At 56.4% G+C, this 17,832-nt stretch carries 22 protein-coding genes; 16 read left to right on the plus strand and 6 right to left on the minus strand.

Going from position 1 to position 17,832, the window contains the following annotated elements:
* Position 1: 1 nt before the first annotated feature.
* The 15 genes from arsC to M2403_RS12495 all read left to right on the plus strand — a co-directional run bounded on the left by arsC (position 2) and on the right by M2403_RS12495 (position 12,901).
* Positions 2–427: a glutaredoxin-dependent arsenate reductase gene (gene arsC / locus M2403_RS12425; protein ID WP_076946774.1), complete on the plus strand. Its 426-nt coding sequence runs from the start codon at positions 2–4 to the stop codon at positions 425–427.
* Positions 428–642: 215 nt separating this feature from the next.
* A complete protein-coding gene (locus M2403_RS12430) occupies positions 643–1,284 on the plus strand; it encodes a phage baseplate assembly protein V (RefSeq protein WP_259229384.1) in 642 nt (213 codons plus the stop codon).
* Positions 1,285–1,296: 12 nt separating this feature from the next.
* Positions 1,297–1,428, plus strand: a complete 132-nt coding sequence (locus M2403_RS12435) for a hypothetical protein (RefSeq protein ID WP_259229385.1) — start codon at positions 1,297–1,299, stop codon at positions 1,426–1,428.
* A complete protein-coding gene (locus M2403_RS12440; RefSeq protein ID WP_259229386.1) occupies positions 1,421–1,771 on the plus strand; it encodes a GPW/gp25 family protein in 351 nt (116 codons plus the stop codon). The genes M2403_RS12435 and M2403_RS12440 overlap by 8 nt, the downstream gene beginning before the upstream one ends.
* 2 nt (positions 1,772–1,773) lie before the next feature.
* A complete protein-coding gene (locus M2403_RS12445) occupies positions 1,774–2,682 on the plus strand; it encodes a baseplate assembly protein (protein ID WP_259229387.1) in 909 nt (302 codons plus the stop codon).
* Positions 2,675–3,202: a phage tail protein I gene (locus M2403_RS12450; RefSeq protein ID WP_259229388.1), complete on the plus strand. Its 528-nt coding sequence runs from the start codon at positions 2,675–2,677 to the stop codon at positions 3,200–3,202. Before M2403_RS12445 ends, M2403_RS12450 begins: the two co-directional genes overlap by 8 nt.
* A 9-nt stretch (positions 3,203–3,211) precedes the next feature.
* Positions 3,212–5,902 carry a phage tail protein gene (locus M2403_RS12455; protein ID WP_259229389.1) on the plus strand — a complete coding sequence of 897 codons (2,691 nt, stop codon included), beginning with the start codon at positions 3,212–3,214 and terminating at the stop codon, positions 5,900–5,902.
* Positions 5,902–6,471 carry a tail fiber assembly protein gene (locus tag M2403_RS12460; RefSeq protein ID WP_405047822.1) on the plus strand — a complete coding sequence of 190 codons (570 nt, stop codon included), beginning with the start codon at positions 5,902–5,904 and terminating at the stop codon, positions 6,469–6,471. The genes M2403_RS12455 and M2403_RS12460 overlap by 1 nt, the downstream gene beginning before the upstream one ends.
* Positions 6,472–6,603: 132 nt before the next feature.
* The gene (locus M2403_RS12465; RefSeq protein ID WP_259229390.1) at positions 6,604–7,773 is read left to right on the plus strand and encodes a phage tail sheath protein; all 1,170 of its coding nucleotides are present in this window, start codon (positions 6,604–6,606) and stop codon (positions 7,771–7,773) included.
* 13 nt (positions 7,774–7,786) lie between these two features.
* Entirely contained in the window at positions 7,787–8,296 is a 510-nt protein-coding gene (locus M2403_RS12470) for a phage major tail tube protein (RefSeq protein WP_259229391.1), read from the plus strand.
* Between the two features lie 58 nt (positions 8,297–8,354).
* Positions 8,355–8,636: a phage tail assembly protein gene (locus M2403_RS12475; protein ID WP_112286887.1), complete on the plus strand. Its 282-nt coding sequence runs from the start codon at positions 8,355–8,357 to the stop codon at positions 8,634–8,636.
* Between the two features lie 32 nt (positions 8,637–8,668).
* Positions 8,669–8,788 carry a GpE family phage tail protein gene (locus M2403_RS12480; protein ID WP_112286888.1) on the plus strand — a complete coding sequence of 40 codons (120 nt, stop codon included), beginning with the start codon at positions 8,669–8,671 and terminating at the stop codon, positions 8,786–8,788.
* Positions 8,781–11,255 (plus strand): phage tail tape measure protein, encoded by a 2,475-nt coding sequence (locus M2403_RS12485; RefSeq protein ID WP_259229392.1) that lies wholly within the window; start codon positions 8,781–8,783, stop codon positions 11,253–11,255. The genes M2403_RS12480 and M2403_RS12485 overlap by 8 nt, the downstream gene beginning before the upstream one ends.
* A gap of 12 nt (positions 11,256–11,267) precedes the next feature.
* The gene (locus tag M2403_RS12490) at positions 11,268–11,738 is read left to right on the plus strand and encodes a phage tail protein (protein WP_112286890.1); all 471 of its coding nucleotides are present in this window, start codon (positions 11,268–11,270) and stop codon (positions 11,736–11,738) included.
* An 8-nt stretch (positions 11,739–11,746) separates the two neighbouring features.
* Positions 11,747–12,901: a phage late control D family protein gene (locus M2403_RS12495; RefSeq protein ID WP_405047826.1), complete on the plus strand. Its 1,155-nt coding sequence runs from the start codon at positions 11,747–11,749 to the stop codon at positions 12,899–12,901.
* Between the two features lie 18 nt (positions 12,902–12,919).
* Here M2403_RS12495 and M2403_RS12500 read toward each other — a convergent pair whose 3' ends face one another.
* Entirely contained in the window at positions 12,920–13,522 is a 603-nt protein-coding gene (locus tag M2403_RS12500) for a LysE family translocator (RefSeq protein WP_259229394.1), read from the minus strand.
* 152 nt (positions 13,523–13,674) lie between these two features.
* Here M2403_RS12500 and M2403_RS12505 point away from each other — a divergent pair, with 152 nt between their 5' ends.
* On the plus strand, positions 13,675–13,896 hold the full coding sequence (locus tag M2403_RS12505; RefSeq protein WP_034787259.1) for a DNA-binding transcriptional regulator: 222 nt from the start codon (positions 13,675–13,677) through the stop codon (positions 13,894–13,896).
* A gap of 276 nt (positions 13,897–14,172) precedes the next feature.
* On the opposite strand, the gene hpt is transcribed toward M2403_RS12505, so the two are convergent.
* From hpt to srlD, 5 genes are all read right to left on the minus strand, one after another.
* Positions 14,173–14,709 (minus strand): hypoxanthine phosphoribosyltransferase, encoded by a 537-nt coding sequence (gene hpt / locus M2403_RS12510; RefSeq protein WP_152325080.1) that lies wholly within the window; start codon positions 14,707–14,709, stop codon positions 14,173–14,175.
* A gap of 111 nt (positions 14,710–14,820) precedes the next feature.
* The gene (gene gutQ / locus M2403_RS12515) at positions 14,821–15,786 is read right to left on the minus strand and encodes an arabinose-5-phosphate isomerase GutQ (RefSeq protein WP_259229395.1); all 966 of its coding nucleotides are present in this window, start codon (positions 15,784–15,786) and stop codon (positions 14,821–14,823) included.
* Positions 15,779–16,552, minus strand: a complete 774-nt coding sequence (locus M2403_RS12520; protein WP_152325082.1) for a DNA-binding transcriptional repressor — start codon at positions 16,550–16,552, stop codon at positions 15,779–15,781. The genes gutQ and M2403_RS12520 overlap by 8 nt, the downstream gene beginning before the upstream one ends.
* Before the next feature lie 80 nt (positions 16,553–16,632).
* On the minus strand, positions 16,633–16,995 hold the full coding sequence (gene gutM, locus M2403_RS12525; protein ID WP_259229396.1) for a transcriptional regulator GutM: 363 nt from the start codon (positions 16,993–16,995) through the stop codon (positions 16,633–16,635).
* Positions 16,996–17,045: 50 nt separating this feature from the next.
* Positions 17,046–17,825: a sorbitol-6-phosphate dehydrogenase gene (gene srlD / locus M2403_RS12530; protein WP_152325084.1), complete on the minus strand. Its 780-nt coding sequence runs from the start codon at positions 17,823–17,825 to the stop codon at positions 17,046–17,048.
* Between the last annotated feature and the right edge of the window lie 7 nt (positions 17,826–17,832).

Consider the following 17,832-nt stretch of genomic DNA (forward strand, 5'->3'; position numbering starts at 1 on the left):
TATGAGCAACATTACCATCTATCACAATCCGGCCTGTGGGACCTCACGTAACACGCTGGAGATGATCCGTAACAGCGGTAACGAACCAACCATTATTTATTATCTCGATACTCCCCCGACTCGTGATGAACTTATCAAACTGATTTCAGATATGGGTATTGGAGTACGTGCATTGCTGCGTAAGAACGTCGAACCCTATGAGCAGTTGGGTCTTGATGAAGAGAAATTTAGTGATGAGCAGTTGATTGATTTCATGCTTCAACACCCGATCCTGATTAATCGGCCGGTAGTCGTTACGCCGCTTGGCACTCGTCTTTGCCGCCCTTCAGAAATAGTGTTGGATATTCTACCGGAAGGTCAGAAAGGAGTGTTTACCAAAGAGGATGGCGAGAAAGTCATTGACGAAATGGGGAAACGGGTTAAGTAATCTGCCCACTTCAAAATATCGGACGCCTGTTAATGCTTTGCGGGCGTCCGCTTTTCGCTCAAACCAGACTGTCAGATGTAATGATGTTCAACCTACGAAATGTGTCAGCTCAAGCTTGGGCTAATCCCCCTTAGTTAGTGATCCCCATGTTGTGCCACCTGCCATCAACCCGCCTCAAATTGTATGCCGCCTGACAGGGCGGCATTCTTTTATCCATGAATACATCCATCCCAAACAACGACATTCCGCGTCTGCTGCGCAATCTGATCCGCATTGGCACCGTTGCCGAGGTGAATTTGGAGGAAGCAACTTGTCGCGTAAATACCGGCGGTAACGTCACCGACTGGCTGCACTGGCTGACGTCCCGCGCTGGGCGTTCCCGTGCCTGGTGGGCACCGTCTGCCGGTGAACAGGTTGTGCTGTTCTGCCTGGGCGGCGAGCTGGATACCGCCTTTGTAATGCCTGGCATTTTTTCTGATGAATTTCCGGCGCCGTCTGCGTCCGCCGATGCCCTGCATGTGTCATTCCCTGACGGCGCGGTGATCGAGTACGAACCCAAAACCGGCGCACTGCTGGCAACCGGCATCAAATCCGCCACGGTAACCGCCTCGGATAAGGTGTCTGTAACTGCTCCGCTGATCACCTGCACGGCGAAAACCCGCATCACACTCGACACGCCCGAAGTGGTCTGCACCAACAAGCTCACGACAGGCAGCCTGGAGGTGAAACAAGGCGGAACCCTAACCGGCAACCTCACCCATTCAGGCGGGAGTCTCACGTCAAACGGCGTGGTTGTTCATACCCATAAACACGGCGGCGTCCAGACGGGCGGCGGTAATACCGGCACACCGATCTAATAAGGGGATTTAATGAGCAAGAATCTAAAAGTATTTTTGTCTGTTTTCGCTGCAACGACAGCGGGCGTCATGCTGGCAAGCGGGACGAATGGCTGGTGGTTAGTGGCGGGTATCGGCGTGTACCTGTTGTTTAAAAATGACTAACGCGAAATACATCGGCATGGCGCGCGAGTCAGGGCGCGGCGTCGAAGACCTGGCGCACATTCAGCAGTCGGTCAGCGACATTCTGCGCACGCCCGTCGGTTCCCGCATCATGCGCCGTGACTATGGTTCATTGCTGTCTGAACTGACTGACCGTCCGCAGAATGCGGCGCTGCGCCTGCAAATCATGGCGGCCTGCTACAGCGCGATCCTCAAATGGGAGCCACGCGTCAGCCTGACCGGCATCACCTTTGAAACGACGTTCGACGGGAAAATGGTGGTGGATATCACCGGCACCCGCAAAGACACGTCCGCCGCCATCTCCTTAACCTTACCCGTGAGCTAACCATGGCAACTATCGACCTGAGCCAGTTACCCGCCCCCGACGTGGTGGAGGTGCTGGATTACGAAATCCTGCTAGCTGAGCGCAAAGCCACGCTGGTCTCGCTGTACCCCGAAGGCCAGCAGGCCGCAATTGCCCGCACGCTGACCCTGGAGTCTGAGCCGATGGTGAAACTGCTGGAGGAGAACGCTTACCGCGAAGTGATCCTGCGTCAGCGGGTAAACGAGGCGGCGCAGGCGGTGATGCTGGCTTATGCCTCCGGTAATGATCTCGACAATATCGCCGCCACGTTCAGCGTGGAACGCCTGACGATCACGCCTGCGGATACGGTCAGCGTGCCCGCCGTGGCGGCTGTGATGGAAAGTGATGCCGATTTGCGTATCCGTGCGCAGCAGGCGTTTGAAGGACTGAGCGTAGCCGGTCCCGTCGGCTCTTATGAGTATCACGGGCGCTCGGCTGACGGGCGCGTGGCGGATATTTCAGTGATCAGTCCGTCGCCTGCCTGCGTGACAATTTCCGTGCTGGCACAAACCGGCAACGGCACCGCCCCCGCCGACCTGCTGGCGGTGGTTCAGGCCGCGCTCAATGACGAGAACGTGCGCCCCGTGGCTGACCGCGTGACTGTCCAGTCAGCTACGGTGGTGAATTACACCATTGATGCGGTGCTGTATCTGTTCCCTGGTCCGGAAGCCGAACCCATTCGCGAAGCCTCTGAGGCAAAACTGATTGCTTACACCACGGCGCAGCACCGTTTAGGTCGCGACATCCGGCTGTCCGCCATTTATGCCGCGCTGCACGTTGAAGGCGTGCAGCGGGTGGAGCTGAAAAGCCCCGCCGCTGACATCGAGCTGGATAAAACGCAGGCGTCATTCTGCACCGCGTACACCCTGAAAGTGGGCGGCTACGATGAGTGATCGCCTGCTGCCCGTTGGTTCCTCTGTTCTTGAGGTTGCTGCTGCTGATGCCTGCGCCGCGCTTGAAAACGTGCCGGTGCCGCTGCGGCAGCTCTGGGATCCGCTGGCCTGTCCGGCCAGGTTTTTACCGTACCTGGCGTGGGCGCTGTCGGTTGACCGCTGGGATGAAAACTGGCCGGTTGCCACCAAGCGCCGCGTTATTCAGTCGGCGTGGTTCATTCACTGCCACAAGGGAACTATTGGTGCCATCCGGCGCGTGGTGGAGCCGCTTGGCTACCTGATTAACGTGACCGAGTGGTGGGAAACCAATGACGAGCCTGGGACGTTTCGCCTGGATATCGGGGTGCTGGAAACCGGCATTACCGAAGAAATGTATTTAGAGATGGAAAGGCTGATTGCTGACGCTAAACCGGCCAGCCGCCATCTGATCGGCCTGACCATCACCCAGGATATTAAAGGTGATGTTTACATTGGCGCAGCGCAGTACACCGGCGAGCTGCTGACCGTTTACCCCGCATAAGAGGACGCTATGAGCACATTTAAATCCGTCGTCACCACGCTCGGCCAGTCGCGTATTGCGGCCGCCATCGCGGCGGGGACTGACATCAACATCACGCAGCTTGCCGTCGGTGACGGCGACGGCAAGGCGACCACGCCCGTCGCCACCCAGACCAAACTGGTTAAAGAGGTGTACCGCACGCCGCTCAATTCCTTAAAGCTGGATCCCACTCACGGCAACTGGGTGATTGCCGAGGCCGTGATTTCTGCCAGCGTCGGCGGTTTCTGGATGCGCGAAATGGGATTGTTTGCTGACGACGGCGCGCTGATTGCCGTCTGCAACATGGCGGACACTTACAAGCCGACCCTGGCGGAAGGTTCAGGCCGCACGCAGACGCTGCGGATGGTGATTGCCGTCAGTAACACCGAGGCTATCAGCCTGCTGATCGACGACTCGGTGATTATGGCAACGGAGCAGTATGTGAATGACCTGCTGGCCGCGCATGAAAAATCCCGTAACCATCCCGACGGCACGCTGACGGCAAAAGGTTTTGTCCAGCTCAGCAGCTCGGTCAGCAGTACCAGCGAAGTTCTGGCCGCGACGCCGAAAGCGGTCAAGGCCGCCAACGACAACGCCAATACCCGCGTGCCTGCCACCCGCAAGGTAAACAATAAAGCCCTGAGCGCTGATATCACGCTGACGTCGGCTGACGTAGGCGCAATTGCCCCCGCCGAATTTGGCCTGGGGGGTAAAGCGCCGGTACTGCCTTCAACCATTACGTTGCTGGCTGACCCGTCGATTATTGGTTTTGAATCGACGTGGACAGTGACCAGCGGTTATACCGATGCCCCGGCGGGCAATACCAGCCCTACGGGTGTTTTGCATAATATCCGCCGTGCTTATGATGCCGGTTGTTCCTTAATTCAATATCTCTACATGACCGGCGGCGCAGTCTATGTCCGAACCGCAGCTGTCTCATCAGGCGTTATTACATGGCATGGCACAAGCTTATCCGGTGACGTTAACGGCTGGCGAACAGTCTATGATTCAGCCCAGAAGCCGACGGCCTCAGAAGTCGGTGCCTTGCCCGTCGCTTCTGCCGTTCTGGGCACCGTCAATATCAACACGTTTAACCTGGCAAAAATTGGCCTTTACGTGCAAAGCACAGGCGCGAATGCCACGGTAGCAAACGGCTATCCGCCAGGCTCGCAGGCGGCGGGCGTGCTGGAGATTATCCCTGCCTCCTGGACGGGTGGAGTACTCCAGCGTTACACGGTGCAAAACACCGGCATGGTGTGGACGCGTGCGCTGAATGCGTCCTGGAATGGCACCGATGGACCATGGCGCGACTGGGTACAGGCCAGCACCGCCGGTTCTGTTGCAGCAAACACCGCCCTCGGTTCAACTGACCTGAACACCGTGGGCTTTGGCCTGACGGCGGTGCAGGCCGCTGTCTATCACCAGACGGCTAACGCTTCAGCCACCGCTGACAGACATTATCCCGAAGCCAAAGCGGGAACTCTGTATGTCACGGGCAGCGCCTACGGCGGGCAACAGATGTATGTGACGTTTGAGGGGCGGATTTATATCCGTGGTCTTTCCAGCGTATGGAACGGGACAGATGGTCCGTGGAAAGACTGGATTTCGATTTACGGCACCAACAATAAGCCCACCGCCGCAGACGTGGGCGCATGGACGGCAGCGCAAAGCGCAGCCAGTGAAAAGGCGCTGTCTGATGAAATTGCGACAGCCTTTAAAATCCGCACGAACCTAACCGCAGCCGATACCCCGAACACCCTGCGCGGCAGCGGCATGTTTGGGCATTACGGCGTGCCAGGTGTCGCTGCGGCGACGACGGACAAAGGCTATCCGATGAACGGTTTCGTCGGGGCGATTTTTGTTACCTGGGGTCCGAATGCGACGCAGCAGATTGCATTCAATAGCAACGGTCGGCAATTTACCCGCGCCATGACGGGGGCGTGGAACGGCGTTGATGGTCCATGGTCTGCCTGGAATGAAATTTACTGCCAGGCCAACAAGCCCAGTCCCGCAGAAATTGGCGCGTTAGCCACCGGTGACGTGCTTGTCGGTATGCCGGTTCCCTGGCCTTCTGACACCGTGCCCGCCGGTTTTGCGCTGATGGTCGGGCAGACATTTAACAAGACAACGTACCCGTCTCTGGCTATCGCTTACCCTTCCGGCGTTATTCCTGATATGCGCGGGCAGACCCTCAAAGGCAAACCGGCCAGCGGGCGCGCCGTGCTTTCCCTGGAGCAGGACGGGGTCAAAAGTCACAACCATACCGCCACAGCCAGCAATACCGACCTCGGACGGAAAACGACGAGTGCGTTTGATTACGGACGAAAAGGAACATCCGGCTTTGACTACGGCACCAAAGGGTCAGACGGCCAGGGCGCACACCAGCATCAGATGGGGGTCGCCGGTGCCAATAACCGCTTTGGTGCGATTGGGGTAGCGAAAGATTACGGCTTTAGCGGTTCCAATAATGCCAATCAGACAGAAATGCCGGTGACCAGCGTGGACGGCAACCACGGACATAACACCTACATCGGCGCGCACGATCACTATGTCGATATTGGGGCACACGATCATTACATCGACATGGGCGCCCACGGGCACACCATCACCGTAAACGCCGCCGGTAACACGGAAAACACCGTGAAAAACGTGGCCTTTAATTACCTTGTGAGACTCGCATAATGTTCAGATATTCAGATAAGACACAGACAATTAAGGTGTATGACTTTTCCGCTATCACCGGCGAACTGATTGGCAAAAGCGACGCCATGATCCCGCCGGATACCGGCCTGCCTGCGCGTTGCACGGACATTGTGCCCCCGCAGACAGAAAAAGGTTTTGTGGCGGTTTTCACCGGCGAAGCCTGGGCAGTGGTGGCAGATTTTCGGGGTAAGGTGGTCTACAGCACACTGACGGGTCAGCAGACAACCATCACGGAGCTGGGCGCGTTGCCTGAGAATACGACGGATATCGCCCCTGCCACCCGCTTTGACCGCTGGGACGGCGCGGCCTGGGTGAAGGATGATGCGGCGGAGCGCATTCAGCAGATTCAGGAAGCGGAAGTGCAGAAGAAAACGCTGATGCAGCAGGCCGTTTTGCAAATTGATACGCTTCAGGACGCCATCGATCTGGATATGGCTTCAGAGGACGAAAAGGCGCAAATTGTCGGCTGGAAAAAATACCGCGTGCTGCTTAACCGGCTGGATGCGAACGCCGCGCCGGATATCACCTGGCCTGAAATCCCTGCCTGACCCTCGCCCCGAAAGGGGCTTTTTTGTTTCTGCTCCGCCACGTTGTGCCATTGTTCAAACATCCCTCCCGCCGTGCCTGCGCGTACACAACACGCGATGATTGACTGGCTTATTAATCACAGGAAAAACACCATGGCTGATTATCATCACGGTGTGCGCGTTGTTGAAATCAATGACGGCACCCGCGTTATCTCCACCGTTTCCACCGCCATCATCGGGATGGTCTGCACCGGCGAGGATGCCGACGCGGCGACCTTCCCGCTGGATACGCCCGTACTCATTACCAACGTGCTGACCGCCGCAGGCAAGGCCGGTAAAACCGGCACGCTCCGCGCCTCCCTGATGGCCATCGCCAACCAGGCTAAACCGGTTGTCGTCGTCGTGCGCGTTGCCGAAGGCAAAGACGACGCAGAAACCACTTCTAACATCATCGGCGGGTCGGATGAAACCGGCATGTATACCGGCATGAAAGCCCTGCTGTCTGCGCAAACGGAACTCGGCGTAAAGCCGCGCATTCTCGGCGTGCCAGGGCTGGACAATCAGGACGTCGCCACTGCGCTGGCCGCCGTCTGTCAGCAGCTCCGCGCCTTTGGCTACATCAGCGCTTACGGATGCAAAACCGTGTCTGATGCCATCAGGTACCGCGACAATTTCAGCCAGCGTGAGCTGATGGTGGTCTGGCCTGATTTCGTGTCCTGGAACACCACCACCAACGCCAGCGACATCGCCCCCGCGACGGCTTACGCGCTCGGCCTGCGTGCCAAAATCGACGCCGAAACCGGCTGGCATAAAACGCTATCTAACGTCGGCATCAACGGCGTGACCGGCCTGTCTGCCAGCGTGTACTGGGATTTGCAAACCACCGGCACCGATGCCGACCTGCTGAACCAGGCGTGCGTCACCACCCTTATCCGCAAGGATGGCTTTAAATTCTGGGGGCAGCGCACCTGCTCTGACGATCCATTGTTCCTGTTTGAAAACTACACCCGCACCGCGCAGGTGCTGGCGGACACCATCGCCGAAGGGCATATGTGGGCATCAGATAAGCCCGTTACCCCGACGCTTATCAAAGACATGATTGCGGGCATTAACGCCAAACTGCGCGAAATGAAAACCGCCGGTCTGTTGGTTGATGGCAACTGCTGGTATGACCCAGAAGCCAACACCGTCGAAACCCTGAAAGCGGGCAAATTATTCATTGATTACGACTATACGCCGGTGCCGCCGCTGGAAGATTTAACCCTGCGTCAGCGCATCACCGATCAGTACCTGGCGGATTTCGCCACGTCCGTTAACAGCTAAGAGGCGCTAAAACATGGCACTGCCTAAGAAACTGAAATACCTGAACCTGTTTAACGACGGGAACAGCTACCTGGGCATGGTCAGCGCGCTGACGCTGCCAAAACTGACCCGCAAGCTGGAGAACTATCGCGGCGGCGGCATGACCGGTTCGGCCTCGATTGATTTTGGCCTGGACGACGACGCGCTGAGCTTTGAGTGGACGGTGGGCGGGCTGGATGAGCTGGTATTGCAGCAGTGGGGCGCAGTCGATGCCGTGCCGCTGCGCTTTGCCGGTTCCTTCCAGCGCGACGACACCGGCGAAACCTCCGCCGTGGAAGTCACGATGCGCGGACGCCACAAGGAAATGGATTTCGGCGAGTACAAACAGGGCGAAGATACCGAAACCAAAATCACCACCCAGTGCACCTATTTCAAGCTCACGATTGACGGCAAAGACATGATTGAAGTCGATACCGTGAACATGGTGGAAATCGTCGGCGGCGTTGACCGCGTGGCGGAACACCGCAAAAACATCGGCCTGTAATCCGAACCCCGCGCCGGACTCCGGCGCGAAACCTCACTTTAAAATAAGAGACACCGCTATGTCAGAACACAATGAAAACATCGTAATCCTGGAAGAACCGATCAAACGCGGCGACACGCTGATTAACCAGGTTGAAGTCATCAAACCCAATGCCGGACACCTGCGAGGAATTGGCCTGGCGGCGCTGGCGAATGCTGACGTTGACGCGCTGACCGTGATCCTGCCGCGCATTACCGCCCCGAACCTGACCGCCCAGGACTGCAAAAGCCTGAACCTGCCCGACCTGATTGCCCTGGCGGGTAAGGTGATTGGTTTTTTATCGCCGAAATCGGAACAGTAAAACTTCCCCCGACCCTGACGGTCGATGACCTGATGGCGGACATTGCGGTGATCTTTCACTGGCCGCCGTCAGAAATGAACCTGATGACGCTGACCGAGCTTTGCGGCTGGCGTCATAAGGCCATGCAGCGCAGCGGAGCCGACAGTGAGTAATTTAAAAGTAGAGGTGCTGTTAAAGGCGGTTGACCAGGCGACCCGCCCGTTTAAATCGGTTGAGAACGCCAGTAAGGCGCTGTCCGGAGACATTAAAAACTCTCAGACCGTGCTCAAAGACCTGAACGCTCAGGCCGGAAAGATTGACGGATTCCGCAAGTCCAGCGCGCAGCTTGCCGTCACCAGCCAAAAGCTGAAAAATGCCAAAGCGGAAGCGGCGGCGCTGGCTATCCAGTTCAAAAACACCGCCAGCCCGACCCGCGCACAGGCGCAGGCGATGGAGTCCGCGAAGCGCACCGCCGCGCAGTTGCAGACCCAGTTCAACGGGCTGCGGCAGTCGGTGCAGCGTCAGCGCACGGAACTCAGCCAGGCGGGCATCAGCACGCGCACGCTGTCTGACTCTGAGCGCCGCCTGAAAACCTCCATTAGCGAAACCACCGCGCAGCTCAACCGCCAGCGTGAATCCCTGGCACGCGTCAGCGCGCAGCAGGCCAAACTCAACGCGGTCAAAGGCCGGTATCAGGCCGGTAAACAACTGGCCGGCAGCGTGACCGGCGCGGGTGCGGCGGGCGTCGCGATTGCGACAGCGGGCACGGTAGCCGGTGCCGGGATGCTCAAGCCCGGCTATGACTTTGGGCTGAAAAACTCAGAGTTACAGGCAACGTTAGGATTAGAAAAAGACTCTGCCGATATGACCGCGCTGCGCACCCAGGCGCGGCAGCTCGGCGATAACACCGCCGCATCTGCCGACGATGCCGCCGCCGCGCAAATCATCGTCGCCAAATCGGGCGCGGACAAGGACGGCATTCTGGCGGCGACGCCGACCATCCTGAATCTGTCCCTGGCAAACAAACGCACCATGGAAGAAAACGCCACGCTGCTGATGGGCGTGAAATCCGCGTTTGGCATGACGAACGACACCGTGTCACATATCGGCGACGTGCTTTCCACGGCCATGAATAAGTCCGCCGCCACCTTTGAAGGCCTGTCAGACACCATGACCTACGCCGCACCGGTAGCGAAACAGGCCGGTATCAGCGTCGAAGAAACCGCAGCGATGGCCGCTGCGCTGGCGGATGCCAAAATCACCGGCTCGATGGCGGGCACCGGTGCCCGTGCGGTCATTACCCGTTTGCAGGCACCGACGGGCACCGCAGCGGCGGCGCTGGGTGAGCTGAAGGTGAAAACGGCGGACGGCAAAGGCAACATGCGCCCGCTGTTTACCATCCTGAAAGAAATGCAAAAGAGCTTTGAGAAAAACAAGCTCGGCACGTCGCAGCGTGCGCAGTACATGAAGGCCATCTTTGGCGAGGAGGCCAGCTCGGCGGCGGCGGTGCTGATGGGGGATGCGTCATCCGGCAAACTCGACAAACTCAGCCAGGCGCTGAAAACCTCGGACGGCAAAACCGAGGCGCTGGTGGCGGTGATGCAGGACAACCTCGGCGGCGACTTTAAGGAATTTCAGTCCGCTTATGAGGCCGTCGGTACTGACCTGTTTGATCAGCAGGATTCGTCCCTGCGCAAACTGGTGCAGACCGCCACCGGCTACGTGCTGAAACTGGATAAGTGGATTGTGAACAATAAAGCCCTGGCGGCGACGCTCGGCAAGGTGGCAGGCGGTGCGTTGCTGATTACCGGCGCGCTCGGCGTGTTTGGCCTGGTGGCGGGTCCGGTAATCAGCGGCATCAATCTGATCGTCGCCGCCGCCGGTGTGCTCTGGAGCATCCTCGGCACGGTGGGCGGTGCGATTGCGACGGTGATCGGCGGGCTTACGCTGCCAATAGTGGCGATTGGCGTGGCGATTGTCGCCGGTGCCCTGCTTATCCGTAAGTACTGGGAGCCGATCAGCGCGTTCTTTGCGGGCGTCATTGAAGGGTTAGGGATTGCGTTCGAACCGGTAAAAGAGATGTTTTCGCCGCTTAAGCCGGTGTTTGACTGGCTGGGGGATAAGCTCAAAGTCCTGTGGCAGTGGTTCAAAGACCTGATTGAGCCTGTGAAATCCACGCGGGAAACGCTGAACAGTTGTAAAGATGCGGGCGTGTCGTTTGGTCACCTGGTCGCGAACGCACTGACCGCGCCGTTGCAGGTGGCAAATAAGCTGCGCAGCAGCGTGGTCTGGCTGCTGGAGAAGCTCGGCATCATCAAGGATGAATCCGCAGACATTGATAAGGCAGCCGACAAAGCTGACCGGCGCACGAAACAAAACGGCGATGCGGATCCGGCAGAACACCCGCTGGATAACCCCGCGCCGGTCACGCCACCGCCTGGCGGCCTGCCGGGCGGCGGTTATGCGCCGGTGTCCGTCGGCGGCGGGCGCAGCTATATCGACCGCAGCACGCACAATTACACCATTGCCGCCGGTGCCGGTTTGGGCGTTCAGGACACTAGTCGCCAGATCCGCGCCGAGCTGGAAGCCCGTGACCGCGCCCGCGCCGCACAGCAGCGTTCCCGCATGGATAACGATTAAGGAGAACCCCGCATGATGTTAACGCTTGGGCTGTTTGTCTTTCAGTTGCAGACCGTCCCTTACCAAAGTTTGCAGCGCGATGTCGATTACCGCTGGCCGGTAAACAACCGCGTCGGCCTGCGCCCGCTGCCGCAGTTCCTCGGGGTGAATGAGGAGAAAATTACCCTGTCCGGCGTGCTGATGCCGGAAATCACCGGCGGGAAGTTGTCACTGCTGGCACTGAACCTGATGGCTGACGAAGGCAAGGCGTGGCCGCTGCTGGAGGGCAGTGGCACCATTTACGGGATGTTCGTGGTGAACAGCGTCAGCGAAACCCACACGGAGCATTTTTCCAACGGTGCCGCCCGCCGGATTGAATTTACGCTGACGCTGACCCGCGTGGATGAATCCCTGGCGGCGATGTTTGGCGACATGAAAGCCCAGGCCGACGGGCTGCTGGATCAGGCCGGTGGTTTAACGGGACAGCTGGGAGGCCTGCTGTGATTACGGATATGACCATCGGTGCCGGTGCGCAGTTTGCGCCGGACTTCACGGTGACTGTCGGCGGCAAAGACATCACGCAGGACGTCGGCAACCGGCTGATATCGCTGACGCTCACGGATAACCGCGGCTTTGAGGCTGACCAGCTCGACATCGCGCTGAGCGACACCGACGGCCTGCTGGACATGCCGCCACGCGGTGCGTTGATTAATATTGCGCTCGGCTGGAAAGGCCAGGCACTGACGAACAAAGGTGACTTTACCGTGGATGAGGTGGAGCACCGCGGAACGCCGGACACGCTGACCATCCGCGCCCGCAGTGCGGACTATCGCGGCAGCCTGAATTCCCGCCGCGACAACTCCTATCACGACACGACGCTGGAAGCGGTGGTGTCGGCAGTGGCGGCGCGCAATAACCTCAAGTCCGCCGTTGCGGAGCCGTTCAAAGGCGTGAAGGTATCGCATATCGATCAGACCCAGGAAACCGACGCGAAATTTATCACCCGCCTGGCGGAGCTGAACGGCGCGGTTGTTGCCATCAAGGCCGGTAATTTGCTGTTTATCAAACCAGGGGCAGCAAAGACGGCAAGCGGGAAGCCGATCCCACAGATGACGATCATCCGCAGCGACGGCGACGGGCACACGTTCAATATTGCTGACCGTGGGGCTTATACCGGCGTGTCGGCAAGCTGGCTGCATACCAAAGACCCGAAGCCTAAAAAAGTGAAGGTACAAAGGAAACCGAAAGTGCAGTACCTGCGAGCCCTGCAACACCCGAAGGCAAAAAAGGTCAGCACGAAGGCACAGAAAACGCCGGAGGCGAAGGAAGGGGAATACCTGGCGGGGAGCGATGAAAACGTGTTTGCCCTGACCACCATCTACGCCACGCAGAAAGCGGCCATGCGGGCAGCGCAGGCAAAGTGGGACAAACTCCAGCGCGGTGTCGCAGAGTTCTCGATCTCCCTGGCTCGCGGGCGGGCTGATTTATTCCCTGAGACGCCGGTGGCGGTGTCCGGATTTAAATCCGTGATTGACGCGCAGCCCTGGATAATCAGTAAGGTGACGCACAGCCTGGGCGGCAGCGGGTTTGTGACAACGTTAAATCTCGAGGTGCTGCTGTCTGATGTGAGTTATGAGGCGACGGGAAGTGACGAGATAAGCCAGTGAAAAGGGAAATCATACTTTCTAATGCACTATGCTCATAAATGCGAAAAGTATAAGTAAGCCACCACCCGCGACATTCACATATTTCTTCAAAGTCATGGTGTTCATCTTATTGGCAGAGAAAATGAGAACTTTGCTAATCGCGATTAGCCAAAGAGTCATAACAGCAATATGCACCGTGGCAAGGATCATGTAATGCCCGATCTCCCCTTTGCTGCCAGCAAATTGTGAAACTACCGTGAGGTAAAACATGATGGCTTTGGGATTCAAAACATTAGCCAGCCATGCATCTTTCATTGTGACAGGAGCACCACCAGAGTCGAATACCATTTCACGTGCTTTGAGGCCACTGCGAATGAACTGTATCCCCAACCAAAGCAGATAGGCTGTTCCGGCAATTTTCAACATATGAAAAAGTGCAGGCGATGCCACAAGCAAAGAAGTGATCCCAAGTCCGATAAGGATTGCATGTGTATAAATACCGAGAGCTGTACCGGTAAGTGTTTTTAGTAACCCCCTTTGCCCGCCTGACAGCGCACTGTTCATCGCAAGCGTAAAGCTGGCTCCTGGGGAAAGTGCGATGGGAAGTAATGCAGGGAAGAAACCTGATAAATTTATGTCCATATTTCAGATAATAATGCACATGAATGGTTGTTACTAGCGCATCGACAGCGTGGGAGAGAAGGCTCTGTAAATCAATGTAATACAGCGTGTATGATTTTCGAAATAACATACAATGACTGCATCTGATTAAAAATGATTACATGGTGATTATTATGATGCACTGCCCCAAATGCCAGCACGCCGCACACGCACGTTCCAGTCGTTATCTGAGCATCAATACCAAAGAGCGTTATCACCAGTGTCAGAACATCAATTGCAGTTGCACGTTTAAAACTCATGAGTCGATTGCTGACATCATTGTTGAGCCAGGAACAGTTCACGCTGTGCAGTTGCATCCTGACAAAAATCAGCAGCAATCCTTCCAGATGCACTAAAGAAAAAGCCCCGAATAAACGGGGCTTCTCTTGTCGATGTGGTCAATGCGTGGACACTGAAATGAAAAAATCCATTTAATTCATGTATTTAACATCGTTTTCAAAGGCACAAAAATGTGCCTTTTTTAGTGAGATTTTTCGGGAAAGACTGTCAAGGGCGTAGCCGATGACGTCAGTTCTGACGGGGCAAGCGCGGGGCAACTGCAATAGACATAAAGTCCATGAGGAATGCGAGCACTTCCCGCGCCGGAAATGGCTAAACCGGGTAGCCAGGCACTATTCGTCCAGCATAACCACTTTGCCGACATACGGCAGATGGCGATAGCGCTGGGCGTAGTCGATGCCGAAACCAACGACGAATTCGTCCGGGATCGCAAAACCGACGTATTCCACTTTGACTTCAACTTCACGGCGTTCGGGTTTGTCGAGCAGGGTACAAATTGCCAGAGATTTCGGGCCGCGCAGTTGCAGGATTTCGCGCACTTTGCTCAGCGTGTTGCCGGAGTCAATGATGTCTTCGACGATCAGCACATCTTTGCCCCGAATGTCTTCGTCGAGATCTTTCAGGATTTTGACATCGCGAGTCGTAGACATGCCGTTGCCGTAGCTTGATGCGGTCATGAAATCGACTTCATGCGGCACATCAATGGCGCGGCACAAATCGGCCATGAACATAAAGGAACCGCGCAGCAGCCCGACCAGTACCATTTCGCTGCCGCTGTCACGGTAGTGGTCGGTAATTTTACGGCCCAGCTCTTCAATTCGGGTTTTGATTTCCTGTTCGGAAATCATGACATCAACGCGATGTTTCATATAAAGACTAACCACCTGATTTAAGAATATTTATCGCCGTTATTGGAAGAAACGGCGACCATATAGTGGATGGGATTATATCAAAGAACCCGCCGATGAGTAACGCCGGTGTCAGCCAATACCGGCCTGGTGCAGGTCATGCAGGTTGATGGCTCCCACCAAAATACCCTCGCTGTCGACCACCGGTGCGGCACTGATGTGCTGTTCGTGCAAGGCTTCCAACGCTTCACCCGCCCGCCATTGGGCAGGAAGCTGATATCCCGGACGGCTCATCGCGCTCACCAGCGGATCATCCAGGCTAAGTCCTTTCACCAGCCAGCGGCGCAAATCGCCGTCGGTAAAAACGCCCACGACATGCAGGCTGGCGTCACACACCGCAACCAGCCCCAGGCCGGTGCGACTCAGTTCCAGCATGGCATCCATGACATTTTTCTGGCTGTCGACAACAGGCAGACGATCGCCGGTGCGCATCAGATGATGGACGCGGTTGAGCAATCTGGCGCCCAGACTCCCCCCCGGATGTGACCGCGCGAAATCCTCGGCGCCGAAACCACGGTGGCGCATCAGTGCCATCGCCAGCGCGTCGCCCATCATCAACGTATTTACTGCGCTGGACGTCGGCGCGAGCCCCATCGGGCAGGCCTCGCGCTCAACGCTGATGTCGAGCACGCAATCGGCCGCCTGCGCCAGCGAGGAATTTTTGCCGCCGGTGATGGCGATCAGGCGCGTCTGGTTTTCTTTCAGTAACGGCAAAATCGTATCCAGCTCTTTTGCTCGGCCGGAATAAGAAATGAAAATCAGCACGTCATTGCTGCCAATCATCCCCAGATCGCCGTGCAGGGCTTCGGCGGGATGAACAAAGAACGCAGGCGTCCCGGTGCTGGCCAGCGATGCCGCGATTTTCTTGCCGATATGGCCGGATTTCCCCATACCGGAAACCACTGCTTTACCGGTGCAATTTAGTAATAAGCTGCACGCACAAAGGAAATTATCATCAAGCCGCGTCAGTAAACGTTTCGCTTCTTCAATCTCAATTTCCAGCGTTTCGCGTGCGTAGTTCAGTAATGAATCATTCATCGTCTTCCCCGACTAAAATAATGCGGATCCCCAGTTTTTCGATGGCCTCACGATAAGGAGCAGTTAACCCGCTGTCAGTGATCAACGTATCGACTTTGCCCAAATTACAGACCACGTTCGGGCTTTTGCGCCCGAATTTTGAGGAATCTACCAGCAGGAAAATACGTTCGGCGGCATTGCACATCGCCTGGCTGACGCCGTGAACTTCGTTAAACGTGGTGACCCCCCCGTTCAGATCAACACCATCGGCACCGATAAACAGTTTGTCGAAGTTGAATTGATCAAAAGCGCTTTCCGCCAGGCTGCCATGGAAAGAAGAGGATTTTTTACGGTAGGTGCCGCCCGGCATCAGAATGGTTTGATCATTATCCAGCTCGACCAGTGCATTGACGATATGCAGGCTGTTGGTCATAACCGTGATGTTATTGAACTGACTGAGGAAAGGCACCATCTGCATGACCGTACTGCCTGCGTCGAAAATGAGGGAATCGCCGTCCTGAATTTCGCTAATCGCGGCGCGGGCAATACGCAGCTTTTTACCGGTATTAATGTGTGTTTTACGGTCGATGGGCTGGTCGCCTTCTTCGCGGCTCAGAACCACGCCGCCGTAGGTACGAATCACAGCACCCTCTTCTTCCAGCAGAGTGAGATCTTTCCGGATGGTGGTGCCTGTAGTGGCGAAATGCGCTGCCAGATCTTCCACCGCCGTCTTACCAAATTGCTGCAAATGCTCCAGTATCGCCGCCTGCCGTTGCTTAGGTTTCATCACGATTTCCGCTCAAATTTTCAGATAAATTCACTCGCCATCATTCCTTTTGAAAGATAATAGCTTTTAAAGTGAAAATATCATGATTTCGGTTCAATCGCTAATGATAGTGCGGTTTGAATATCCGGATCTTTCGGGAAGATCACACCTGTCATTAATTGTTCGCGTTTCATTCCATTAAGAGCAGTAAAGGGCTGAGGACGGGCAAAGATGGTCAGTCCGCGCAGCAGAAAACCCGCGCAGACCTTTTCTTCTTTATCGAAAGCCAGCGCCAGCACAACGCGCGGTTTGAAGCGACCGCCCGAACGCCCGACGCCCACTGAACCGCATAAACACAGCTGGTCAAACGCGTGATTGAAACGCTGTAACTGCCACCAGCCCAACACAATCTGCGCTACCCATGCCAGCATCGCGCACGCAATCAGTGCTGAAGTCGAGGTCATCGGTTTCTCCTTAAAAAATCCGCCCCGGTCTCAGACAAGGGCGGATGGCATCAGAACATCACCTGGCCGCCGGTAATATTGATTGACTGGCCGGTACAGTAAGACGCTTTATCACTGGCGTAAAACAACAACATATCCAGCACATCCTGATAGTCACAACCGCGTTTGAGCGGCACTTTATCAATGTAATACTGTTCTACTTCGTCGGCCTGAATGCCGAGTTTCTTAGCGTATTGCGGTAATAATGACTGGAACATCGGCGATTTCAGCAGGTTCCCTAACATCAGCGAATGGACAGTAATACCGTATTCCGCCAGATCCAGCGCCAGAGATTGCGTCAGCCCCACGCCGCCGAATTTCGCCGCACTGTAACCCGCGTTGTGTTTGCTGCCCACTTTGCCGGATTTGGAGTTGATCTGGATGATGCGACCCGGAATTCGGTCGCGGATCATCAGACGGGAAAACTCCCGGGCGCAAAGGAAATACCCGACCAGGTTCACCTGAAGTGAGAGATCAAAATCATTGAGAGCAAAGTCGGTAATCGGCGAGGCCTTCGCCATTCCCGCGCTGTAGACCAGCAAACTGACGCCGCCAAAGGTCTGATCCACCGCCTTCGCCAGCTTTTCAACGCTACTTTCATTCGTGGCATCGACCACAAATCCAAATGCCCTTTCGTCTCCAAACTGCTGATTAATCTGTGCCGCAACTTCTGCGGCATTCTTTTCATTCAGATCTGCCACCGCAACCCGATATCCGGATTCAGCCAGCCCCTGACAGAGAAATGCGCCCAGCGTCTGCCCACCGCCGATCACGACTGCAACCTGTTCCATAACTGAC

Source organism: Rahnella sp. BIGb0603, assembly GCF_024808755.1.
Lineage (GTDB): Bacteria > Pseudomonadota > Gammaproteobacteria > Enterobacterales > Enterobacteriaceae > Rahnella > Rahnella contaminans.